The sequence below is a fragment of the Streptomyces sp. NPDC058274 genome (assembly GCF_042881375.1).
Classification (GTDB): Bacteria; Actinomycetota; Actinomycetes; order Streptomycetales; family Streptomycetaceae; genus Streptomyces.
Genome location: NZ_JBHVXW010000018.1, coordinates 180846 through 199148 on the forward strand (window position 1 = coordinate 180846; position 18303 = coordinate 199148).

Annotated in this window: 15 protein-coding genes; 5 read left to right on the forward strand and 10 right to left on the reverse strand. The window is 70.0% G+C overall.

The features are described 5' to 3' along the window. Positions 1-331: 331 nt before the first annotated feature. The 6 genes from ACFVYF_RS29380 to ACFVYF_RS29405 all read right to left on the reverse strand — a co-directional run bounded on the left by ACFVYF_RS29380 (position 332) and on the right by ACFVYF_RS29405 (position 8982). The gene (locus ACFVYF_RS29380) at positions 332-1537 is read right to left on the reverse strand and encodes a TolB family protein (protein WP_389460162.1); all 1206 of its coding nucleotides are present in this window, start codon (positions 1535-1537) and stop codon (positions 332-334) included. Between the two features lie 394 nt (positions 1538-1931). Next, positions 1932-3377 (reverse strand): glyceraldehyde-3-phosphate dehydrogenase, encoded by a 1446-nt coding sequence (locus tag ACFVYF_RS29385; protein ID WP_389460163.1) that lies wholly within the window; start codon positions 3375-3377, stop codon positions 1932-1934. A 191-nt stretch (positions 3378-3568) separates the two neighbouring features. Then, entirely contained in the window at positions 3569-5902 is a 2334-nt protein-coding gene (locus ACFVYF_RS29390) for an FdhF/YdeP family oxidoreductase (RefSeq protein ID WP_389460165.1), read from the reverse strand. 268 nt (positions 5903-6170) lie between these two features. Then, on the reverse strand, positions 6171-7136 hold the full coding sequence (locus ACFVYF_RS29395) for a Dyp-type peroxidase (protein ID WP_389460167.1): 966 nt from the start codon (positions 7134-7136) through the stop codon (positions 6171-6173). A 165-nt stretch (positions 7137-7301) separates the two neighbouring features. Further along, entirely contained in the window at positions 7302-7934 is a 633-nt protein-coding gene (locus tag ACFVYF_RS29400; protein WP_389460169.1) for a DUF1345 domain-containing protein, read from the reverse strand. A 205-nt stretch (positions 7935-8139) separates the two neighbouring features. Further along, positions 8140-8982, reverse strand: a complete 843-nt coding sequence (locus ACFVYF_RS29405) for a hypothetical protein (RefSeq protein WP_389460171.1) — start codon at positions 8980-8982, stop codon at positions 8140-8142. 146 nt (positions 8983-9128) lie between these two features. On the opposite strand from ACFVYF_RS29405, the gene ACFVYF_RS29410 reads away from it, so the two are divergent. The 5 genes from ACFVYF_RS29410 to ACFVYF_RS29430 all read left to right on the forward strand — a co-directional run bounded on the left by ACFVYF_RS29410 (position 9129) and on the right by ACFVYF_RS29430 (position 14534). Next, positions 9129-9560: an ankyrin repeat domain-containing protein gene (locus ACFVYF_RS29410; RefSeq protein ID WP_389460173.1), complete on the forward strand. Its 432-nt coding sequence runs from the start codon at positions 9129-9131 to the stop codon at positions 9558-9560. A gap of 222 nt (positions 9561-9782) precedes the next feature. Next, the gene (locus ACFVYF_RS29415; RefSeq protein ID WP_389460175.1) at positions 9783-11222 is read left to right on the forward strand and encodes a hypothetical protein; all 1440 of its coding nucleotides are present in this window, start codon (positions 9783-9785) and stop codon (positions 11220-11222) included. A 182-nt stretch (positions 11223-11404) separates the two neighbouring features. Beyond that, positions 11405-12667: an AAA family ATPase gene (locus ACFVYF_RS29420; protein WP_389460177.1), complete on the forward strand. Its 1263-nt coding sequence runs from the start codon at positions 11405-11407 to the stop codon at positions 12665-12667. Further along, positions 12664-13905, forward strand: coding sequence for a VWA-like domain-containing protein (locus ACFVYF_RS29425; protein WP_389460179.1), 1242 nt, complete (start codon positions 12664-12666; stop codon positions 13903-13905). The genes ACFVYF_RS29420 and ACFVYF_RS29425 overlap by 4 nt, the downstream gene beginning before the upstream one ends. Before the next feature lie 302 nt (positions 13906-14207). Continuing rightward, positions 14208-14534: a putative quinol monooxygenase gene (locus ACFVYF_RS29430; RefSeq protein WP_389460180.1), complete on the forward strand. Its 327-nt coding sequence runs from the start codon at positions 14208-14210 to the stop codon at positions 14532-14534. A gap of 575 nt (positions 14535-15109) precedes the next feature. Here the strand turns inward: ACFVYF_RS29430 and ACFVYF_RS29435 are convergent. The 4 genes from ACFVYF_RS29435 to ACFVYF_RS29450 form a co-directional block, all read right to left on the reverse strand. Beyond that, entirely contained in the window at positions 15110-16204 is a 1095-nt protein-coding gene (locus ACFVYF_RS29435) for a M20 family metallopeptidase (protein WP_389460198.1), read from the reverse strand. Positions 16205-16279: 75 nt separating this feature from the next. Next, the gene (locus ACFVYF_RS29440; protein ID WP_389460182.1) at positions 16280-16657 is read right to left on the reverse strand and encodes a toxin Doc; all 378 of its coding nucleotides are present in this window, start codon (positions 16655-16657) and stop codon (positions 16280-16282) included. Then, on the reverse strand, positions 16657-16896 hold the full coding sequence (locus ACFVYF_RS29445; protein WP_389460184.1) for a hypothetical protein: 240 nt from the start codon (positions 16894-16896) through the stop codon (positions 16657-16659). Before ACFVYF_RS29445 ends, ACFVYF_RS29440 begins: the two co-directional genes overlap by 1 nt. A 153-nt stretch (positions 16897-17049) precedes the next feature. Beyond that, a complete protein-coding gene (locus ACFVYF_RS29450) occupies positions 17050-17778 on the reverse strand; it encodes a DUF6193 family natural product biosynthesis protein (RefSeq protein WP_389460186.1) in 729 nt (242 codons plus the stop codon). Positions 17779-18303: the final 525 nt, after the last annotated feature.

Consider the following 18303-nt stretch of genomic DNA (forward strand, 5'->3'; position numbering starts at 1 on the left):
GCGCGGGACCAGGAGGAGGGCGCTGAGCAAGAAGGAGCGCTGCCCTGAGCGACGCCAGGCGTCCGAACTCGGCAACGCGCGAGGTGGGGGGTGAAGGAATGGTGAACACGCGAAGATCAGACTGACACCACGGAGGCCGCCTTGTCATGGATCCAACAACACAACGGCTCGAATTGACTCTTGCTTGCTGGACGTTCGTCCCGTTCGCAGGCGCTTTTCAGCCGCTGCCGCACGGTACGCAGACACCCGCCGGCCAGGACATCGGCCCACGCGCGGGCCGCCGTCCTGGCCGGTTCGGTTCGGTCTCCGGCGTTCCGCCCCCGTTGCCCTGTTACCGAACCGTCCGCAGGAAGATGTCCGACACTCCGTTGGTGTCGCCCGCCACCAGGTCGGGTGACGCGGAGGCGAACGCGACGACGGTGCCGTCCGCGTTGACCGAGGGCTCCCCGGCCGCGAGGTCATTGCGCCGGCCATCGCGGTCGGTGCTGATCAACTGCGTGTCACCGGTGGCCAGTTCGCGCAGATACACGGCAGGAGCGGGCCTCTTGCCCGAGCTCCTCCCCGAGGTGAAGGCGACATGGGTGCCGTCACCGGAGAGGGCCGCCTGCGCTGTGCAGTCCTTCTTGTGCGCGCCCTTGACCAGGGTCGTCGTGCCTGAGTCGAGGTCACGGACGAAGACGTTGGTGGCACGGTTCTTGTCGCCGGGCGCGAGGTTGGAGGCCCGTGAATCGAAGGCGACGCGACGTCCGTCGGCACTGAGTGAGGGCGCCGACGACCCGCCGTTGGCCGCGCCGCCGTTGCGGGCCACGCTGGCCTTCTCCAGGCCGCCGGTGTCCAGGTCGCGGACGTAGATGTCCCCGCCCTGCTCATAGGCGACGTACCGCCCGTTGTGGCTGATCGACGCGTTGTCCGCCGGTTCGTCCGAGGCCTCGCTCACCAGGTCGGTCGTGCCGCCGTTGAACTTGAAGCGGTAGACGCGGGGTTGTGGCGCCGGGTCGGTGTCGGTCGCCGGCAGTGTGGCGGTGAACGTGATCCACTGGCAGCTGGGATCCACCCTGGGCCGGCCCATCGACGTGAACTCCACGCCCTGATAGCTGTGCAGGCCCGTAAGCTTGCCGACCGAACGGTTGCGGATGCAGACGCGCGGCCGGTGGTCGGGGTGCGGGCGGGAGTCCAGCGTCGTGGACTCGGACACGAAGCCGACCATACGGCCGCTGGAGCAGGGCGCACCGTCGTACGACGGCCCGTCCGCGCCGTAGCTGACCTCGTCGACGCTCTGCGCGTTGATGAACACGCCGGGCAGTGCGCCGGCGCCGTTCGGTCCGGAGGGTTCGTCGGTGGTGAAGGCGGTGACGCGGCCCTCCCCCATCTCCGGGTCGTGGGACGGCCGGTCCAGCTGCGCGCCGTCGTAGGCCGTGCTGATCCGCTCGGTGACGGGCAGCTCCGGGTCCGCCTCCGCGTGGGCCGGGAGTGAGCCCGTCATGCCCAGTGCGGCGGACAGCAACAGCCCGGTCAGGACTCTCTGCTTGGTGCGCATGGTGGATCCCCGTTTCGGCTCGGTGTGAAGCGTGCGGGAGGGACGTCGGTGCGCCGTACATGCCGTCCGGTACGTGACAGCGGTGCCCGAACCGCCGTTCAGCGCGCCCCAGTTGGCGGCGACCGCAGCCCTGGACGGCTCCCCCGGAACCTGTCACCCCGGCCCGCACCGAGCCCCACCGCGATACAAGCGCACCACCACACGGCAGGCAATCCGCTTATTCGCGTACAACCTGGACGAGGTCCCAGACGTCGGAGCGGCAAGGACGTCCGCGCGGCCGGTCGGCCCGCAACGGCTGGGAATCGACGAAGCCGCGGTGCCCGCCCTCGCCCAGGGCGGACACCGCGGCAGCCGCTGAGCTCGCGAGCGGCAGTCGTACGACGGAAGGCGGGGATCAGGCCACGGGCACCGGGTACGTCGGGTACTCCACTCCGGAGACGTGCTGGACCACGCGGATGACCTGGCAGGAGTAGCCGAACTCGTTGTCGTACCACAGGTAGAGGATCGCGTCGTCGCCCTCGGCCTTGAGCGCGCCGGCGTCGATGATCGAGGAGTGGCGCGAGCCGATGAAGTCGCTCGAGACCGCGTCGGGGGCGCTGATGAAGTCGATCTGACGCTTGAGCGGCGAGGTGAGCGACACGTTGCGGAGGTAGTCGAGGACCTCCTCACGCGTGGTCTCGCGGGCGAGCCGCAGATTGAGGATCGCGATCGAGACGTTCGGCACCGGGACGCGGATCGAACTACCGGTGATCTTGGCCTCGAGGTCGGGCAGCGCCTTGGCCACCGCGGAGGCGGCGCCCGTCTCGGTGATCACCATGTTGAGCGGCGCCGAGCGGCCGCGCCGGTCGGAATCGTGGTAATTGTCCAGCAGGTTCTGGTCGTTGGTGAACGAGTGGACGGTCTCCACGTGACCGCGCAGGACGCCGTACTCGTCCGCCATGGCCTTCAGCGGCGGCACGATCGCGTTGGTGGTGCACGAGGCGCAGGACAGGATCTGCTCGTCCGGCTTGATCATGTCGTGGTTGACGCCATGGACGATGTTCGGGACATCACCCTTGCCCGGTGCGGTCAGGACGACCTTGGCGATACCGGGACGCAGATGCTTCGACAGCCCCTCGCGGTCGCGCCACCTGCCGGTGTTGTCGATGAGGATGGCGTCCTTGATGCCGTAGGACGAGTAGTCCACCGCCGTCGGGTCGTCGGAGTAGATCACCCTGATCTCGTTGCCATTGGCGATGATCTTGCTGTTCGCCTCGTCGACGGTGATCGTGCCCTGGAACTGGCCGTGGATGGAGTCGCGGCGCAGCAGCGAGGCACGCTTGACTATGTCCTGGCCACCGCCCTTGCGGACGACGATGGCACGCAGCCGCAGGCCGTTGCCGGAGCCGGCCTTCTCGATCAGCAGACGGGCGAGCAGGCGCCCGATGCGGCCGAACCCGTAGAGGACGACGTCGCGCGGCTCACGGCGCTCGATCTTGTTCTCACCCGTGGCACCGATGACGGCCTCGGCGGTGAACTCCGCCACCGAGAGACCGCGGTCGTCGGCCTTGTACGTCGCGGCGAGCATCCCGATGTCGATCTGGGAGGGGCCGAGGTCGAGCGTGGTGAGGGTCTGCAGGAACGGCAGCGTCTCGGTGACCGAGAGCTCCTCACCGGCCATCTGCCGGGCGAATCGGTGGGTCTTGAGGATGCTGACCACCGACTTGTTCACCAAGGAACGGCTGTGCAACAGGACCGTGACGTCCCGCTCCCGGTGCAGCTTCCCGATGATGGGGATCATCGACTCCGCGATTTCTTCGCGGTTCTTCCAGTTGGTGAACGAGTCATCGTTGACAGTCACAGGTTTATCTTTCGAGCTAGGCGGTGCTCAGATGTTAACGCCCTCCTCTTTTTGATCATGCAGGGGGTGCCTTCTGCACGGGACACCTTGGGGGCGCACCGGGCGAGGGGCGTGACAGCGGGTCCTGTGCCGGCGCGGGCAGCGGCAAACGATCTGGTCGCCGTACGTTTTCCGGGGGCCTCCGGTGCCGCTCAGGCGGCCGGGGTGATGGTGACCTTGATGTGCTTCATCAGTGGCTGGTCGCTCTGGGCGCTGTAGTCACCGATCGCGCACAGCACGTTCATCTCCGGCATGTAGCCGGCCGCGCAGCCGCGCGGGATGTCGTACGGGACCGCGAGGTAGCCGTCGAGGTGGCGCAGGCTGCCGTCCTTGGCGGTGCTGGTGATGTCGACCGGGTCGAACTCGGAGAGACCGCGTTCCCGCATGTCGTCCTGGTTCATGAAGACGAGCGTGCGCAGATTCTTGATGCCCCGGTAGCGGTCGTTGTCGGAGTAGATGGTCGTGTTCCACTGGTCGTGGGAGCGCATGGTGCCCAGTGCCAGCGTGCCCGGGGCCGGGACCACGTCGGGCAGCGGGGCCGTGGAGAACTCGGCGCGTCCCGACGGAGTGAGGAAGACCAGTTCGCGGGCCGGCTGCTTGATACGGAACCCGAGCGGCAGGCGCACCCGGCGATTGCAGTCCTCGAACCCGTCGAGAACCTGGGCCATGGTGTCGCGGACCCGGTCGTAGTCCTCGATGTACCACTCCCACGGGGTGGCGCTGTCCGGGAGGGCGGCGCGGGCGATGCCGGCGATGATGGCGGGCTCGGACAGCAGGTGCTTGGAGGCGGGGCGCTTCATGCCGACGGACAGGTGGACCATGCTCATCGAGTCCTCGACCGAGGTGCTCTGGATGCCGCCGCGCTGGTGGTCCTTCTCGGTCCGGCCCAGGCACGGCAGGATGAGCGCCCGGCTGCCGTGGACGAGATGGCTGCGGTTCAGCTTGGTACTCACCTGCACGGTGAGATCGCACCTGCGCAGGGCCTCATAGGTGTACGGGGTGTCGGGCGCGGCCAGGGCGAAGTTGCCGCCCATGCCGACGAACACCTTCACTTCACCGCGCTGCATCGCCTGGATGGTGCCGACCGTGTCGAGACCGTGTTCGCGGGGCGGGTCGATCCTGCAGACGTCGGCCAGGCGGTCCAGGAACTCCTGGGCGGGCCGGTGATCGATGCCGCAGGTCCTGTTGCCCTGGACGTTGCTGTGCCCTCGCACCGGCGACGGCCCGGCACCTTCCCGGCCCAGATTGCCGCGCAGCAGAAGGAGGTTGACGATCTCCCGCACGGTGTCGACGCCGTGTTCGTGCTGACTGACGCCCAGGCACCAGCTGACGATGCTGCGGTCGGCGTCGCGGTACACCCGCGCCACGTTGAGGATGTCGTCGCGGCCGACACCGGACTGCCGCTCGATCTCCTCCCAGGACGTGGCCTCGCACACCGCCCGGTACTCCTCGAAGTACGCCGTGTGGCGGTCGATGAACTCCTGGTCCAAGGCCTTGGGGTCGGTCCTGGCCTGTTCCAGCACCGCCTTGGCCATGCCGCGCACCAGTGCCATGTCCCCGCCGATGCGGGGCTGCACGTTCAGCGTGCTGGTCCGGGTCGCCTTGTTGAGGGCCATGTCCGTGAAGTCGTGCGGCACGATGGTGCGGGTGGCGGCCGCCTCGACCAGCGGGTTGATGTGCACGACCTGCGCGCCGCGCCGGTATGCCTCGGCGAGCGCGGTGAGCATCCTGGGCGCGTTGGAGGCGGCGTTGACACCCATGATGAACAGGGCGTCGGTGGCCTCCCAGTCCTTGAGGTCGACGGTCCCCTTGCCGGTGCCCAGGGACGCGCGCAGCGCGCGACCGCTGGCCTCGTGGCACATGTTCGAGCAGTCGGGAAGGTTGTTCGTGCCCAGTTCGCGGGCCATCAGCTGATAGAGGAAGGTGGCCTCGTTGCCGAGGCGGCCGGAGGTGTAGAAGGCCGCCTGGTTCGGCTGGTCGAGTCCGCGCAGGGTACTGCCGACCAGCCCGAACGCGTCGCGCCAGCTGATCGGGACGTAGTGGTCGGACTCCGGGTCGTAGACCATCGGTTCGGTGAGCCGCCCCTGGTCCTCGAGGTCGAAGTCGCTCCAGCCGAACAGCTCCGTGACCGAGTGGGCGGCGAAGAACTCGCGGCCGACCCGCTTGCGCGTCATCTCCCAGGTGACGTGCTTGATGCCGTTCTCGCAGATGTCGAGATGCAGGCCCTTGGTGTCGTCGGGCCAGGCACATCCCGGGCAGTCGAAGCCACGGCCCTCGTGGTTCATCCGCATGATCGACCGCGGCCCGTCCACGAGGGCTCGCTCGCGCGCCAGAACGCGGCTCACGCTCTTGGCCGCACCCCATCCCGCGGCCGGGTGACGGTACGGGTGGAAGTCGGGTTCGCCCTTGGGGTCGGGCCCCACTGGGGGCTCCGGCCCTGCCTGCTCGTCATGGGAGACGTGGTGGGAGGCGTTCAGGAGAGTCACCCTCTTGGCCTGGGAGCTGGTCTGCGAGCGCGCCTAGGAGCGGACCTAGGACTGGGGCCGTCGGCCGTGGTTCGCGGCGTGCTTGCGGCGGGCCTTCTTCTTCCGGCGTCGCTTCGAGGACATGGCAACCTCCCGCATGAACAGGACACAGCTCTGCGTCGTGAACTCTGGCCATCCACGCTTCCACACATCACAGAGCGACGCGATTCGGCGTGGTTCCGCGTTGAACGACCACCGTCGCCGGACCCAGCGGAATCCGAGGGCCCGCTCAGGCGGAAGCAGAACCGTCCGCCGCGTTCCTGCCGCCGGGAGCCTCGGGAAGGTCGTCGAGGAACGTGACGGTCGGTACGTGGAACAGGCATCCGGTCATCGCCGTCGAGAAGTCGAGAATGCGGTCGTACGAGGCGTCGCCGTCGCCGAGGAACATGTTCCGCAGCATGTGCTCGGTCACGTCCGGGGTGCGCGCGTATCCGATGAAGTACGTGCCGAAAGCGCCGTCGCCGACGCTGCCGAACGGCATGTTCTCTCGCATGATCTTGCGTTCGTTGCCGTCCTCGTCGGTGATCGTGGTGAGGGCGACATGGGAGTCGGCGGGCTTGACGTCGTCGGGGAGTTCGACGTTGGCCGGCTTCGTCCGCCCAATGACCCTCTCCTGTTCCTCCGACGGCAGGGCGGTCCACGCCGCCATGTCGTGCAGATACTTCTGGACGATCACGTAGCTGCCGCCCTCGAAGCCGGGGTCCTCGTGGCCGATGTACACGGCATTGACCGCGAGCTGCCCTTCGGGGTTCTCGCTGCCGTCGACGAATCCGAGCAGGTCGCGCTCGTCGAAGTACTTGAACGCCGGGACTTCGTCGACCACCGTGACCGCGCCGCTGAGCCGTTCGGCGAGCAGCCGGGTGAGCTCGAAACAGAGGTCCATGCGGCGGGCCCGCACATGGAACAGGAGGTCTCCCGGCGTGGCCGGTGCCCGGTGGCGCTCACCGGCCAGCTCCACGAACGGGTGCAGTTCCCGCGGCCGCGGTCCGCTGAACAGCCGGTCCCACGCAGCAGATCCGATGCCCACGACGCAGCTGAGCTCTTCGCCGGGTGCGCGGAAGGCGACGGAACGGCGCAGCCCCGAGACGTCCTCCAAGAGATCACGGACCGTGTCCTCGTGACCCGGCGTGACGGTGACCACGAGGAAGATGGTGGCCCTGGCCGGTGGGGCGATCACCGTCTGTGACTCAACCACGAGTGGGCCTCCTCATGCGACGCGGATGTATCCGGCACGGCCGCAGCCGGCCTGCCGCCGGTTCCGTTCCCCATCCTGCTGCGTCCCGTGGACAACCGCGCGAGTTCGAGGCAGGACGGTGCCGGAGCGCCACCCCCGGAAACAGGCGGGAGCTGTCGAGTGCCGTCAGCCGCTGACCAGGCCGACGACGAGGTTGATGGCCGTGGCGAGAATGCTGGTGCCGAAGACGTAGGACAGCAGGCAGTGCCGGAGCACGACCGCGCGGACCGTGGAACTCGAGACGTCGGTGTCGGACACCTGATAGGTCATGCCGAGGTTGTAACTGAAGTAGAAGAAGTCCCGGTAAGCCGGAGGTCGGTGCGAATTGAAGTCGATCCCGCCCTCGTCCTCGTAGTACACGTAGGCGTAGCGGGCGGCGTACATCAGATGCAGCGCGGCCCAGGCCATGAACACCCCGCACAGGGCGGTCGCGGCGGCGACGTGGTCGTTGTCGGACTCGTTGCGCAGGAGCAGCAGCACGATGGCGAACAGCCCGCACAGGGCCACCACGACGACGACGATTTCCTCGGTGACGGGCCGGAAGTCCTCCCGCCGCGCATTGCGGTGAGTGGCCGTGGCGTCCATGGGCCACAGCACCGTCCAGCCCGCCAGGACGAAGAGCAGTTCGGTCACGGCGATCCCGGCCAGCACCCCCAGATCCAGGTCGGTCGTCACCGCGACAACCACGGCGGCCGCAGCGCCGAGGACCACGGCGCCGATGAGGCGGGGCACGGCATCGAGCAGCAACCAGGTCCTCATGCATCAGCACAGTAGTCCGGGAGGCTCTGGTCAGCCCCGGGGGCCGGACGCTCCGAGGACGGTGGCGCCCGTCGGCCCGACCGTGGAGCGGGCACTCGTGCCGGGCGCCTTACGGTGCCTCGGTTACGCCGGAGAGGTGACGCCGGTCGCTACGGACGCCCTTCGCCGACCGCGACCGGGTATGGCGGTACCGGCTCCTTACCAGCTAGTAGGCCCCGACCACCTTGAAGTCCTGGTCGACGAAGACGTGGTGGGGCCAGTTGACGCCGATGTTGTGGACCTCGTACTCGCCGTTGCTGAGCTTGACCACCCGGTCGACGACGCCACCCGGGTAGGCGGCGAGGGCGGCTTCCGTCGCCTTGTTCGCTTCCGTTCCGCTGACGACCGTCCCGTCGCCCTCGCTGTAGTTCGCCGGGATCTGGCCGACCTGCTTGGACTCGGACGCCGAACCCTGCTTGAAGGGGACCACCCCTGCCGCCGAGGACGTCGCGGATCCGCCGTCGCCGTTGGGCTGCACGGTGACCTGCGTGGCCGTGATCGTGGTGGAATCCGTCGTCCCCAGCACGAGGACGCTGTCGCCCGCCTTGACCGCGCTCGACGTGGTCGAGCTCGTGCCGTTCTTGTAGGTCGTGGAGGACGCCTCCTTGACGGTCACCTTCTGGCCCGTTGCCGTGGACAGGGTGAAGCCCGACGTGGAGACGCTGTCGACCGTGCCGACCGCTCCCCCGGCAGCCGGTCCGGACCGGGCGTTGGAGCCCCCGCCGCCGCTCTTGGGTCCCCCGGCGGGCGCACTGCTGGTCGCCGAGGGTGACGTGGCGGATGACGAGGGCGATGTGGCTGTTGCCGACGTGGAGGAACAGGCGGCGGTGAGTCCGATCACCGCACACAGCATCGCAGCGGCCGCGACCCGTCCCCTTCTCGTGCTCGGCAGCAGTCGCCGTACCTTCGCGGCGGCTGGGGTTCCGGCGGCCGTCGGCTCTGTCGTCGCCGTGTCATCGGGGCGAGCGGGAGTGGGCTCGTCCGGGCCTGTGACGTCGTGATCGTTCATGTGGGAACACCTCTCACTCAGGCAGCTGACTCAAGAGTGCGAGCCGTTCATGTGAGATCGCTGTACGTCTCCTGTGACTCTTCTGAGCCAACGCCCGGCGGAAATGGCTGGTCCGGCCGCCCACCCCGTGGCTAACCTCCGCACCCATGAACCAGCGACAGCGCAAGAAACTCTCCCGGGCCCTCGTCACAGCGGCACTGCTGGGTGACACCACTCGCGCGAAGGCGTTGCTGCGGGCCGGGGCCGACCCCCGGCGAGCGGACCGCGAGGGCACCACCCCGCTGTATTCGGCATCCGTCCACGGAGCGGCCGAGATCGCCCGTCTGCTCCTCGCGGCCGGGGCCACTGCCGACACGGAGAGCGGACACGGCGACCAGGGCACCCCTCTGTGCGCGGCCGCGTGCTGGGGACACACCGAGACGGTGCGCGCGCTCCTCGCGTACGGCGCCGATCCGAACCTTCGCGAAGATCACGGCACGGGCCTCTCGCCCCTGAAGTGGGCTACCAACGGCCCCCATCCCGAGACCGTCGCCCTCCTCGTCGAAGCGGGAGCCGTCAGCGGCCGGGCCCATTGGTAGCGCCGTGACGGATCCCGACTTGCGGGGCGATCCACGGCCGCGGGCCTACGCCGATGAGAAGGGGCACCTCACTCCGTACGTCCCGTCAGATCCGCGGAGTTGGGTGATCGGCACCTCGGTCGGAAACCTCTGGCAGACCGAGTGACCGAACGCTATGCTCGCCGCGATGACGACTCATTCTGATGACAGATCGGGGGTCCCGTCCGCGCAAGGTGAGTGCTGATGCTCACTGAGACCGCGCACAGGGATTTCCGCCTTTCCTTCTGGCTGCGCGTGCGCGAGTTCGCCGTGCCGCCGTCCATGATCGAGACCGCGACCGCCCGCCGTCGTGCCGGGGACTGGGCGGGGGCGTGCGCCGCCGCGGGCGTCGATGTCGATCTCAGCCTTCGTGCCGTGGCCCGTATCCATGGCCGGCACCTGGCGTCCCGACTCCGGGCCGATCTCCGCCAGTTGGCCCCTGACTTGCTGCGCTGGCACATGCCGAGGATCGGCCCCGCCGGGCTGTTGCGGCCCGGCCTGACCATCGCCCTGGCCCGGTACGAGGCCGACGGGCGCGACGGCACGAGTCCGCTGTATCTCGTGGTGCGGACTCCGCCGGCCTGGGCGGACGCCGGTCAGCGGATCAGCCTCGCGCTGTGGGACGGAACCGACTCCTGGACCGGCACCGCGCGTCACCCGCGCCCCCGTCCCCACCCGCGTTTCCGCCTCGACCTGCACCGGCACCTGTGGGACGCGCGCAGGACCGATGAGCTGCGGATCCGGTGCGGGGCCCGGCCGCCCGCCGGCGAACGCCCTGTGCTGGATACCGAGTTGGCGGGGTCGGAGCCGTGGGGGCACCTCTGCGCAGTTGACCGTTGGGCGGCCGAGGCGGCGATCGTCCTCGGCGCCGGAGGGCGGCGCGCAGGTACCGTTGCCGTGCGCGTCGGGGCGCGGCATCGGCTGATCCTGGACCTGGACCCTGATCGGGGCCGGGACGGCGCAGGGCCGCCGGCCCTGCGGATCGCGGCGGCGCCCGGAGACGGCGGAGCCGTCAGGCTGCCCCTCCTGCCGGATGCGGCGACGTGGGTGCTGCCCGACCTGGAACTGCTCCGCGGCGGTTCGATCGAGGCCGACCGGCTGCATCCGCTGGTCGCCTCGGCGCTCGTACCGGATCAGTCGACGGGCGCCAGGGGCCTTACGGCCGCCGGCCGGTCCGGGCCTGCCGAGCGTGCGGCACAGCGGGCGGGACAACCACACCTGGTGATGTGCCGCGGAGCCCCGCACCGGATCGGCCTGGTCAACGGGGTGCTGGCCCCGCTGGACCATGACCCGGCCGAGATCCGCCGGGAGGAGCTGCTGGCCGCGCTGACCGGTACTCCGCTCCCCTGCCTGCGGGCCATCGACGAGGCGCATCGCCGTCCGGACTGCCTCACGGGTGTCCGCGAACGCCTGGACCACGGCGACACCGCCGGGGCGCTCGCCGTCGTCGAAGGCCTGCTCGGCCCTGACGCGCTGCTGCGCACCGGCGCGCTGCGGGACGAACTGGAGGCGGCCGCGCTACGGCGGATCACCTACGGGCTGTACCGGTCGGGGCTGACCGGAAACGGACCTGACCGTACCCACCTGGACCGGCGCCGTCCCCGTACCCAGCGCTCACATCCGCGCCACGCGATCGCCCGCTGACCCGACGAGGGTCTCGCGTCCCGCGACCGTTCACCTCCGCACCACGCAATCGCGCAGGGCCCCAAGAAGCCTACGTCCCGCGTGCGGAGGGGCCCGCGCCTCACGCACCCGCCGGCACGTACGCACGCACGCACTCACGCACTCACGCACATGCCCAACGACGAATCCAAAGGTGATCACACATGCCCACGTACACCCCGCTCGCTCCTACCGCCGCCCTCTCCGACCCGACACACGTATCCCAACTCGACGTCGCTGGGCACCTGTTGACCCTGTTGCGCGACGCGACCACCGAACCACGCCCCGACACCCAACTCGAAGCCCTGACGCTGGCCGTGGCCGCCGACCTGCCCGTCCTCCTGTGGGGTGAGCCGGGAATCGGCAAGACCGCGGCCCTGACACAGCTCGCCGCGGCTCTGGACCTCCCGCTGACCACAGTGATCGCGAGTGTGCACGAACCGTCCGACTTCTCGGGTCTGCCCGTCGTCGGGGATGATCCCGCCGAACAGGGCGTCCCGATGGCCCCGCCGGACTGGGCCGTGCGCCTGGTACGGGCCGGCCGGGGACTGCTGTTCCTTGACGAACTGTCCACCGCGGCACCGGCCGTTCAGGCCGCCCTGCTCCGCGTCGTCCTCGAACGCCGGATCGGTGCCCTCCAACTCCCGCCCGGCGTACGGATCGTGGCCGCCGCCAACCCTCGGTCCTCGGCTGCCGACGGCTGGGAGCTGAGCCCACCGCTGGCCAACCGGTTCGTTCATCTCCAGTGGACCCACGACCACGACGTCGTCGTACGCGGACTCGGCGGCACCTGGCCGCGGGCCACACTGCCGGTGCTCGACCCGGGGAAGCTGTCCGAGGCCGTGGACTTCGCCCGCCGCGCGGTGTGCGGGCTCCTGGCCGCCCGCCCCGGACTCGTACACCAGCTGCCCACCACGGAGACCCGCCGGGGCGGCCCCTGGCCGTCACCCCGAAGCTGGGAGATGACGCTGTGCCTGATCGCCTTCGCGACCGCGGCCGGGTCCTCCAGCGACGTACTGTCCCAGCTGGTCAGGGGCACAGTGGGAGACGGGCCCGGGTTCGAGCTGCTGGCGAGCCTGGATCGTATGGACCTCCCGGACCCCGAGGTGCTGCTCGCCGACCCCGCGGCGGCCGAACTGCCCCAGCGAGGGGATCTGCGCCAGGCCGTGCTCGACGGCGTGGTGGAGGCGATCCGCAAGAACCCGGAGAAGTCCCGCTGGGACGCGGCATGGGCGGTCCTGGTCCGGGCGGTGGAGACCGGTGCCCCCGATCTGGTGGTCGTCCCCGCGAACACCCTCGCCACGCTTCGCCAGGAGGAATGGGACGTCCCGGCGTCGATCGACAAACTCGCCGGAGCGGTGTCGCTGTCCCGGCGAGCGGACCAGGCCGCCGCCCGTACCTCCGTCGCCGCCAAGACCGGCCGATGACCGCCGAAGCGCCGGGGACCCTGGACCTCGACAAGCTGTTCGCCGCCCGCCTGCACGCCGCCCGGGCCCGCCCCTACTTGGCGACGGCCCTGTTCGCCCTGCACACCGTCGAGTCACGGCTGGTGCCGACGATGTCGGTCGACCGGTACTGGCGGTGCTACGTCTCACCGGCGTTCGTGGACCGGATGCCGGTGGAGGACCTGGCCGGCGTGTGGGTGCACGAGGTGTCGCACCTGCTGCGCGACCACCACGGGCGCAGCGACCGGGTCGCGCGGGAGCGCGGACTGACCGGGCCCGGGGAGCGGCTGCGGATGAACATCGCCGCGGACTTCGAGATCAATGACGACGCCTTCGGAGACGGGTTGCTCCGCCCCGAAGGCGCCGTCGAACCGCAGGCGTTGGGGCTGCCGGCGGGGCAGCTCATGGAGGACTACCTGCGCCGGTTCGGGCTCGAGCCGCGTACCCAGGGCATGGCCTGGCTGGACTGTGGCAGCGGCGCGGACGGACTGACACGGGAGTGGGAGCTGGGGCCGGACGGCGCGCACGGCCTCAGCGAGCAGGAGCAGGACGCGGTCCGGTTCCGGGTGGCGCAAGGCATCACCGCCCGCCCCGGGCACATGCCGAAGGGGTGGAAGCGGTGGGCGGCGGAGGCGTTCCACCCGCCGCAGCCGTGGCGGGCGCTGCTGGGCGCGGCGGTCCGCTCGGCGGCCTCCGGTCCCGGCGCGGGCGACGACTACACCTACGGCCGGCCGTCGCGCCGTTCTGCCGGGGTACCCGGCGCGGTGCTGCCCAGCCTGCGGCGCAGGCCACCCCGGGTCTCCGTCGTCATCGACACGTCCGCCTCGGTCAGTGACACCGAACTCGGCAGCGCGATCCTGGAGGTTGCCGCGATCTCCCGTGCCGTGGGCGGCCGTCGCGACCTGGTCACCGTGGTGTCGTGCGATGCGGCGGCCCGGGTCGCCCACCCGCTGTGCCGTGCCGAGGGAATTCAGCTGATGGGCGGAGGGGGTACGGATCTGCGCGCGGGCTTCACCAGGGCCCTCCGCGGCCGGCCCCGCCCCGACGTCGTCGTGGTCCTCACCGACGGCCAGACGCCATGGCCGGCCACGCAGCCGCCGTGCCGGACGGTGGTGGGTCTCTTTCCGCGGCAGTACGGGAACAGGTCGTGGGACGAGGACGACCCCGACTACGTCCCCGACTCGCCGCCCGCGTGGGCACGGGTGGTCGACATCGGGTGATCGCGGCCTCCGCCTGGGCACGGTTCGTTCCGCGTCCGGAATCCATGACCCGCGCGACTCGACGACGTACGGGCCGCCCTTTGGCCTTCTCCTTTTGCCTTTGGCCTTTGCCCTTTGGCCTTTGCCCTGTGCCCTGTGCCCTTTGGCCTCTGGCCTCTGGCCACTGGCCTCTGGCCGTTGAGTCGCCGTCACCGTTCGGATGTGTTGTCCTCGGCACAATGCCGTCGTCCAGGTCACGGCGCCGGGCGACGCCCGCCGAGGCCGCGTTGCAGAATGACTCGACACGTACCCAAGGAGTTCTCATGATCTTTATTGCCGCCAAGTTCCTCGTCCGCCCCGAGTACGCGGACCAGTGGCCGGACATCGCCGCCGACTTCACCGCGGCCACCCGCGCCGAGCCCGGCTGTCTGTCCTTCGACTGGTCGCGGAGCATCGAGGACCCGACGGAGTACGTCCTCGTCGAAGCCTTCCGCGACGACGACGCCGGCGCGGCCCATGTCCAGTCGGCCCACTTCAAGACCGCGCAGCAGACCCTCCCGCGCCACCTGGCCGCGACACCTCGCATCGTGAACATGAAGATCCCCCAGGACGACTGGTCGCTGCTGGGCGAGATGGCTGTCGAGGAGTAGACCGGCCGGAAGCCTCGAAGGCGGCCCGGGGATGCGATGCGGTCATGCGTTCCATCCCCGTCCTGCACCCGTTTGGGTGCGTGTGCCTCGAGCTCTGGCGAGCACTACAGAGGGATGAAATTCCTCATCGGACTTGAATACACCCTGGGGCGGCACTGCAGCGCCTTCTTGGCGTTGACGATCCATCACACGGGGAAGAACTGCGGGGAGTTGGCGGACGGGGCGTGTGACGAGTGGTGCGACGCGTGCTCCTCGACGCCGGATTGGCGACGCGCGCGGGGGCCCAACTCCCAGCAGGACGACCAGCCCCGGCTCCGCAGGGCGGATCCGCGTCAGGTCGTCCGCCGAAGCATTCCGGGACCGCGCCGGCCGGCCGACGACTTCTGACAGTCCCTACGCGAGCCCGCGTGTGAAGGACTCGCCCGCCGGCCGTCGGCGGTTGGCGGTTGGCGGTTGGCGGTTGGCGGACGGGAACCGGTTCTTCGGCCGGCACCTGAAGTGAAAGGGGAGCGGCTGCGGCTGTTCCCGCTGGTGAGCAAGGGAGTCTGCGACGGCAGCGAAGGGACGGCCGCTCCCTAGGCGTTGCGAAGCGCGTTCACCAGGCCGGCCAGGAGGTTGGCCCGCTCGGTCATGGCGTCGATCACCACGTACTCGTGGTCGGCATGGGCGCCGCCGCCTACCGCTCCCAGTCCGTCGAGCGTCGGCACACCCAGGGCGGCCGTGAAGTTGCCGTCACTCCCGCCGCCGACGGCCTTGCCTTCGAGGCCGGGGAGCAGACCCTTGGCCACCGTGAAGAGTCCGGCCGACGCCGACTCGGGCATCGGGGGCCGGCTGACCGCACCCCGAACCGAGATCTCGGCCCCGTCGAGATGCGGAGCCAGTGCCGCGAACGCGGATTCGATGCGTTGCTTCTCTTCGGTCGACTCGACCCTGACGTCGACGACGACGGTCGCCTCCGCGGGGACGACGTTGTCCAGGGTGCCCGCGGACGCGACAGTCGGGGTGACCGTCGTGCCGATGTCCGGTCGGCTCAGGGCTGCGATGGCCAGTACCTGGTGTGCCGCTTCGATCAGGGCGTTGACCCCGGCCGCGGGCTCGAGGCCTGCGTGTGACGCCCTGCCCGCGACGGAGACCTGGAACGTGCCGCAGCCCTTGCGGCCGGTCTTCAGGCCTCCGCCGTCAGCGGCGCCTTCGAGCACCAGGACGGCGCCGCAGGCAAGGGCTCGCTCTTCGAGGAGCGCGCGCGAGGAGAGGGAGCCGACCTCTTCGTCGGCGGTCACCAGGATCTCGACGCCCGAACGGTCGTCGAGCGTCGCCAGGCCGTGGACGGCCTGCACCACACCGCCGAGCATGTCGAAGACGCCGGGGCCGGTCGCGCGCCCGTCCGCGACCTTGAACGGTCGACGCTCCAGGGTGCCCAGCGGGAACACGGTGTCATGGTGACCGAGGATCAGCACGCGGGGATCGCCGCCGCCCGACCAGTGAACGTGCGGCCCGGCTTCGCTCTCCACGAGTGTGGCCTGCCCGCCCAGGCGGCTCTCGATGACGGAGGCGACGGCTTTGGCCGATGCCCTCAACGCGTCCGGATCGCGCGACGGAGACTCGACTTCGACGAGTGTCCTGAGGTCCTCGATCATCAAGTCGACATTCAAGCCGACGGCCTTGTGCATCGTCACGCCGCAAGGGTACTGGCCGCGCCTTGACCGAATGGAGTCTCCCGTCCCAGGGCATGGTCTCCCGCCGGATCAGACCTTCCAGGAGCGCAACTGATCGGCGACGACGAGGACGCCGAGCCCGGTCTCGTGGATCTTGCGGACGAGGTCGGACAAGCCCCCGTAGGGCGGGTCGATGCCCTCGCCGGCCTGGTCCATGTACTGGGCGGCGACGAACGCGGCGAACAGACTGTTGCGGTGCGGGAGCGGCTCCAGGCGCACGATGGTGTGCATCAGCGCGGCCGCCCGCCAGGCGGCGTCCGGGTCGGCCGCGGCCAGGGTCGGCAGCTTGGTCTTGTGCCGGGCGACGGCCGCCACGAGTGCCGAGTAGTCCGAGACCGACATGTCGTCGCTGAGGAGGGCGGCCTCCTGGACGTCGAGCAGCCAAGCGACATCAACCGAGAGGTGCATCAGGCGGCCGCGACCCCGTCGCGCCGCTCCGAGGGCGGCACCTCGTCCGGGAACGCGTCATCGAATTCGCCACGCAGCCGGTCGGCCCACGCACTGGCACCGGCGACGAACTGCTTGCGCTGCATCTCCCGGACCCCGAGGTCGTGCAGATACTGCTTCAGACTCTTCCCGTCGGCCGCGGCGGCCGCCCGGACCCCCTCGAGCTCCTCGTCCGTGAAGGACACGTTCAGTGATGGCATACCACGATGGTACCTAGTTGGTGCCATCCAGGAAAGCCCCCCCTCGGCCCGCCATTCCTCGGCGCGAGAGCGACGGCCACTCACAGTCGAACCACCCGCCACCTCTTCCCGGACGGTCACTGTCGGTGAAGGTGCTGCTGCAACTCGCAGGTCTCAGTGGACCGAGTCGGCGGTTCCCGCCACGGCCGGGCCTAGGTCGACGGGGAGGTGGGCCACCGCCAGGGCGACGGCCTCCTGAGCCGTGGCGGCCTCGCCGATGATCTCGGAGTGAGGATGCTTCTGCACGCGGTACGGTCCACCGCCGTGCGACGGGGCGATGGCGACCTCGACCTTGAACCGGAATCCGGTGCAGGAGCTGAAACCGAGTATCCAGTGGCTGGAGAACACATAGAGCTGCCGCAACTGCCGTACGGCGTGCGCCGCTTCTACGAGCTCCCCGAACTCGGGGAAATCCGGCGCTCCCGCCGCCTCTTCCCGCATCGCATGCCACTGCAGGTCCACCACTGCGGCCGGTCCCCGTTCGTGGGCCTCGGCGCGCCTGCTGAGGTGCAAAAACGGCAGCTCCGCCGTCAGCTCTCGCACACGCACACCTGCCCCCCACGCCACACCGGCCCTGACGACGTCTGCCAGTTCGGGGGTGGCTCCGGTGATGAGCTCGATGCCCTGGCTCCAGCCCCGGACGCCGAACAGGCGACTTTCGGCCCCGACGTGGACAGACAGCGGCCCGCGTTCCGGGACCGATGAGGCGATGCCCGCCGCGACGAGCGAACCTCCGTCCTGGGACGCCACCGTCAGATCCACACCAAGGTCGGCCGCCAGCAGTTCCAGCGCGGGGGCAAGGCCGCCCGCAGCGGCCAAGTCGGGATACAGGTCTGAGTTCATCCGAGCAGTCTGCCGTCTCAACACCCTGAAGAAAACGGCGATCAGGCTCGGCCGCCGGCAGCCCTTGCATGCCCACGGCAGACGTCAGCCGTTCGGCCGAGCATGCCGTCCATGCGGCCGGGCAGTCGGTCCCTGTACCCGGGCGCGCTCATCTTGCCGGCGCGCCCGGAGCGGCGGGACGTACGGCAGCCGGCCCCCGATCCGGCCAGCCGTACGTCCCGCGCCTCGACGGAGTCGGCGGATCAGCGGCGGTGGTACGGGCCGCCCGGACGCGGCACCCGGCGCACCTCGCGCCGCATGCACGGGGGACGGGGTGCCGCGGTCGAAACAGGCCCGGCGGCCGGCCGGGCGTGCGTGCCCGGGAAGCCCGCCGAGTTGGAGGCGCGCGGTCCCCTGCGCGATCAGCGGGCCTCCCGGCCACGCCGTGCCCCTGCCCCACTCCCGCTCCGTCCGAGCGCCGGTCACCACATGTTCACGCAAGAGGCACACGAACGCCGGGCGGCCCCAGACCTGAATGTCTGGGGC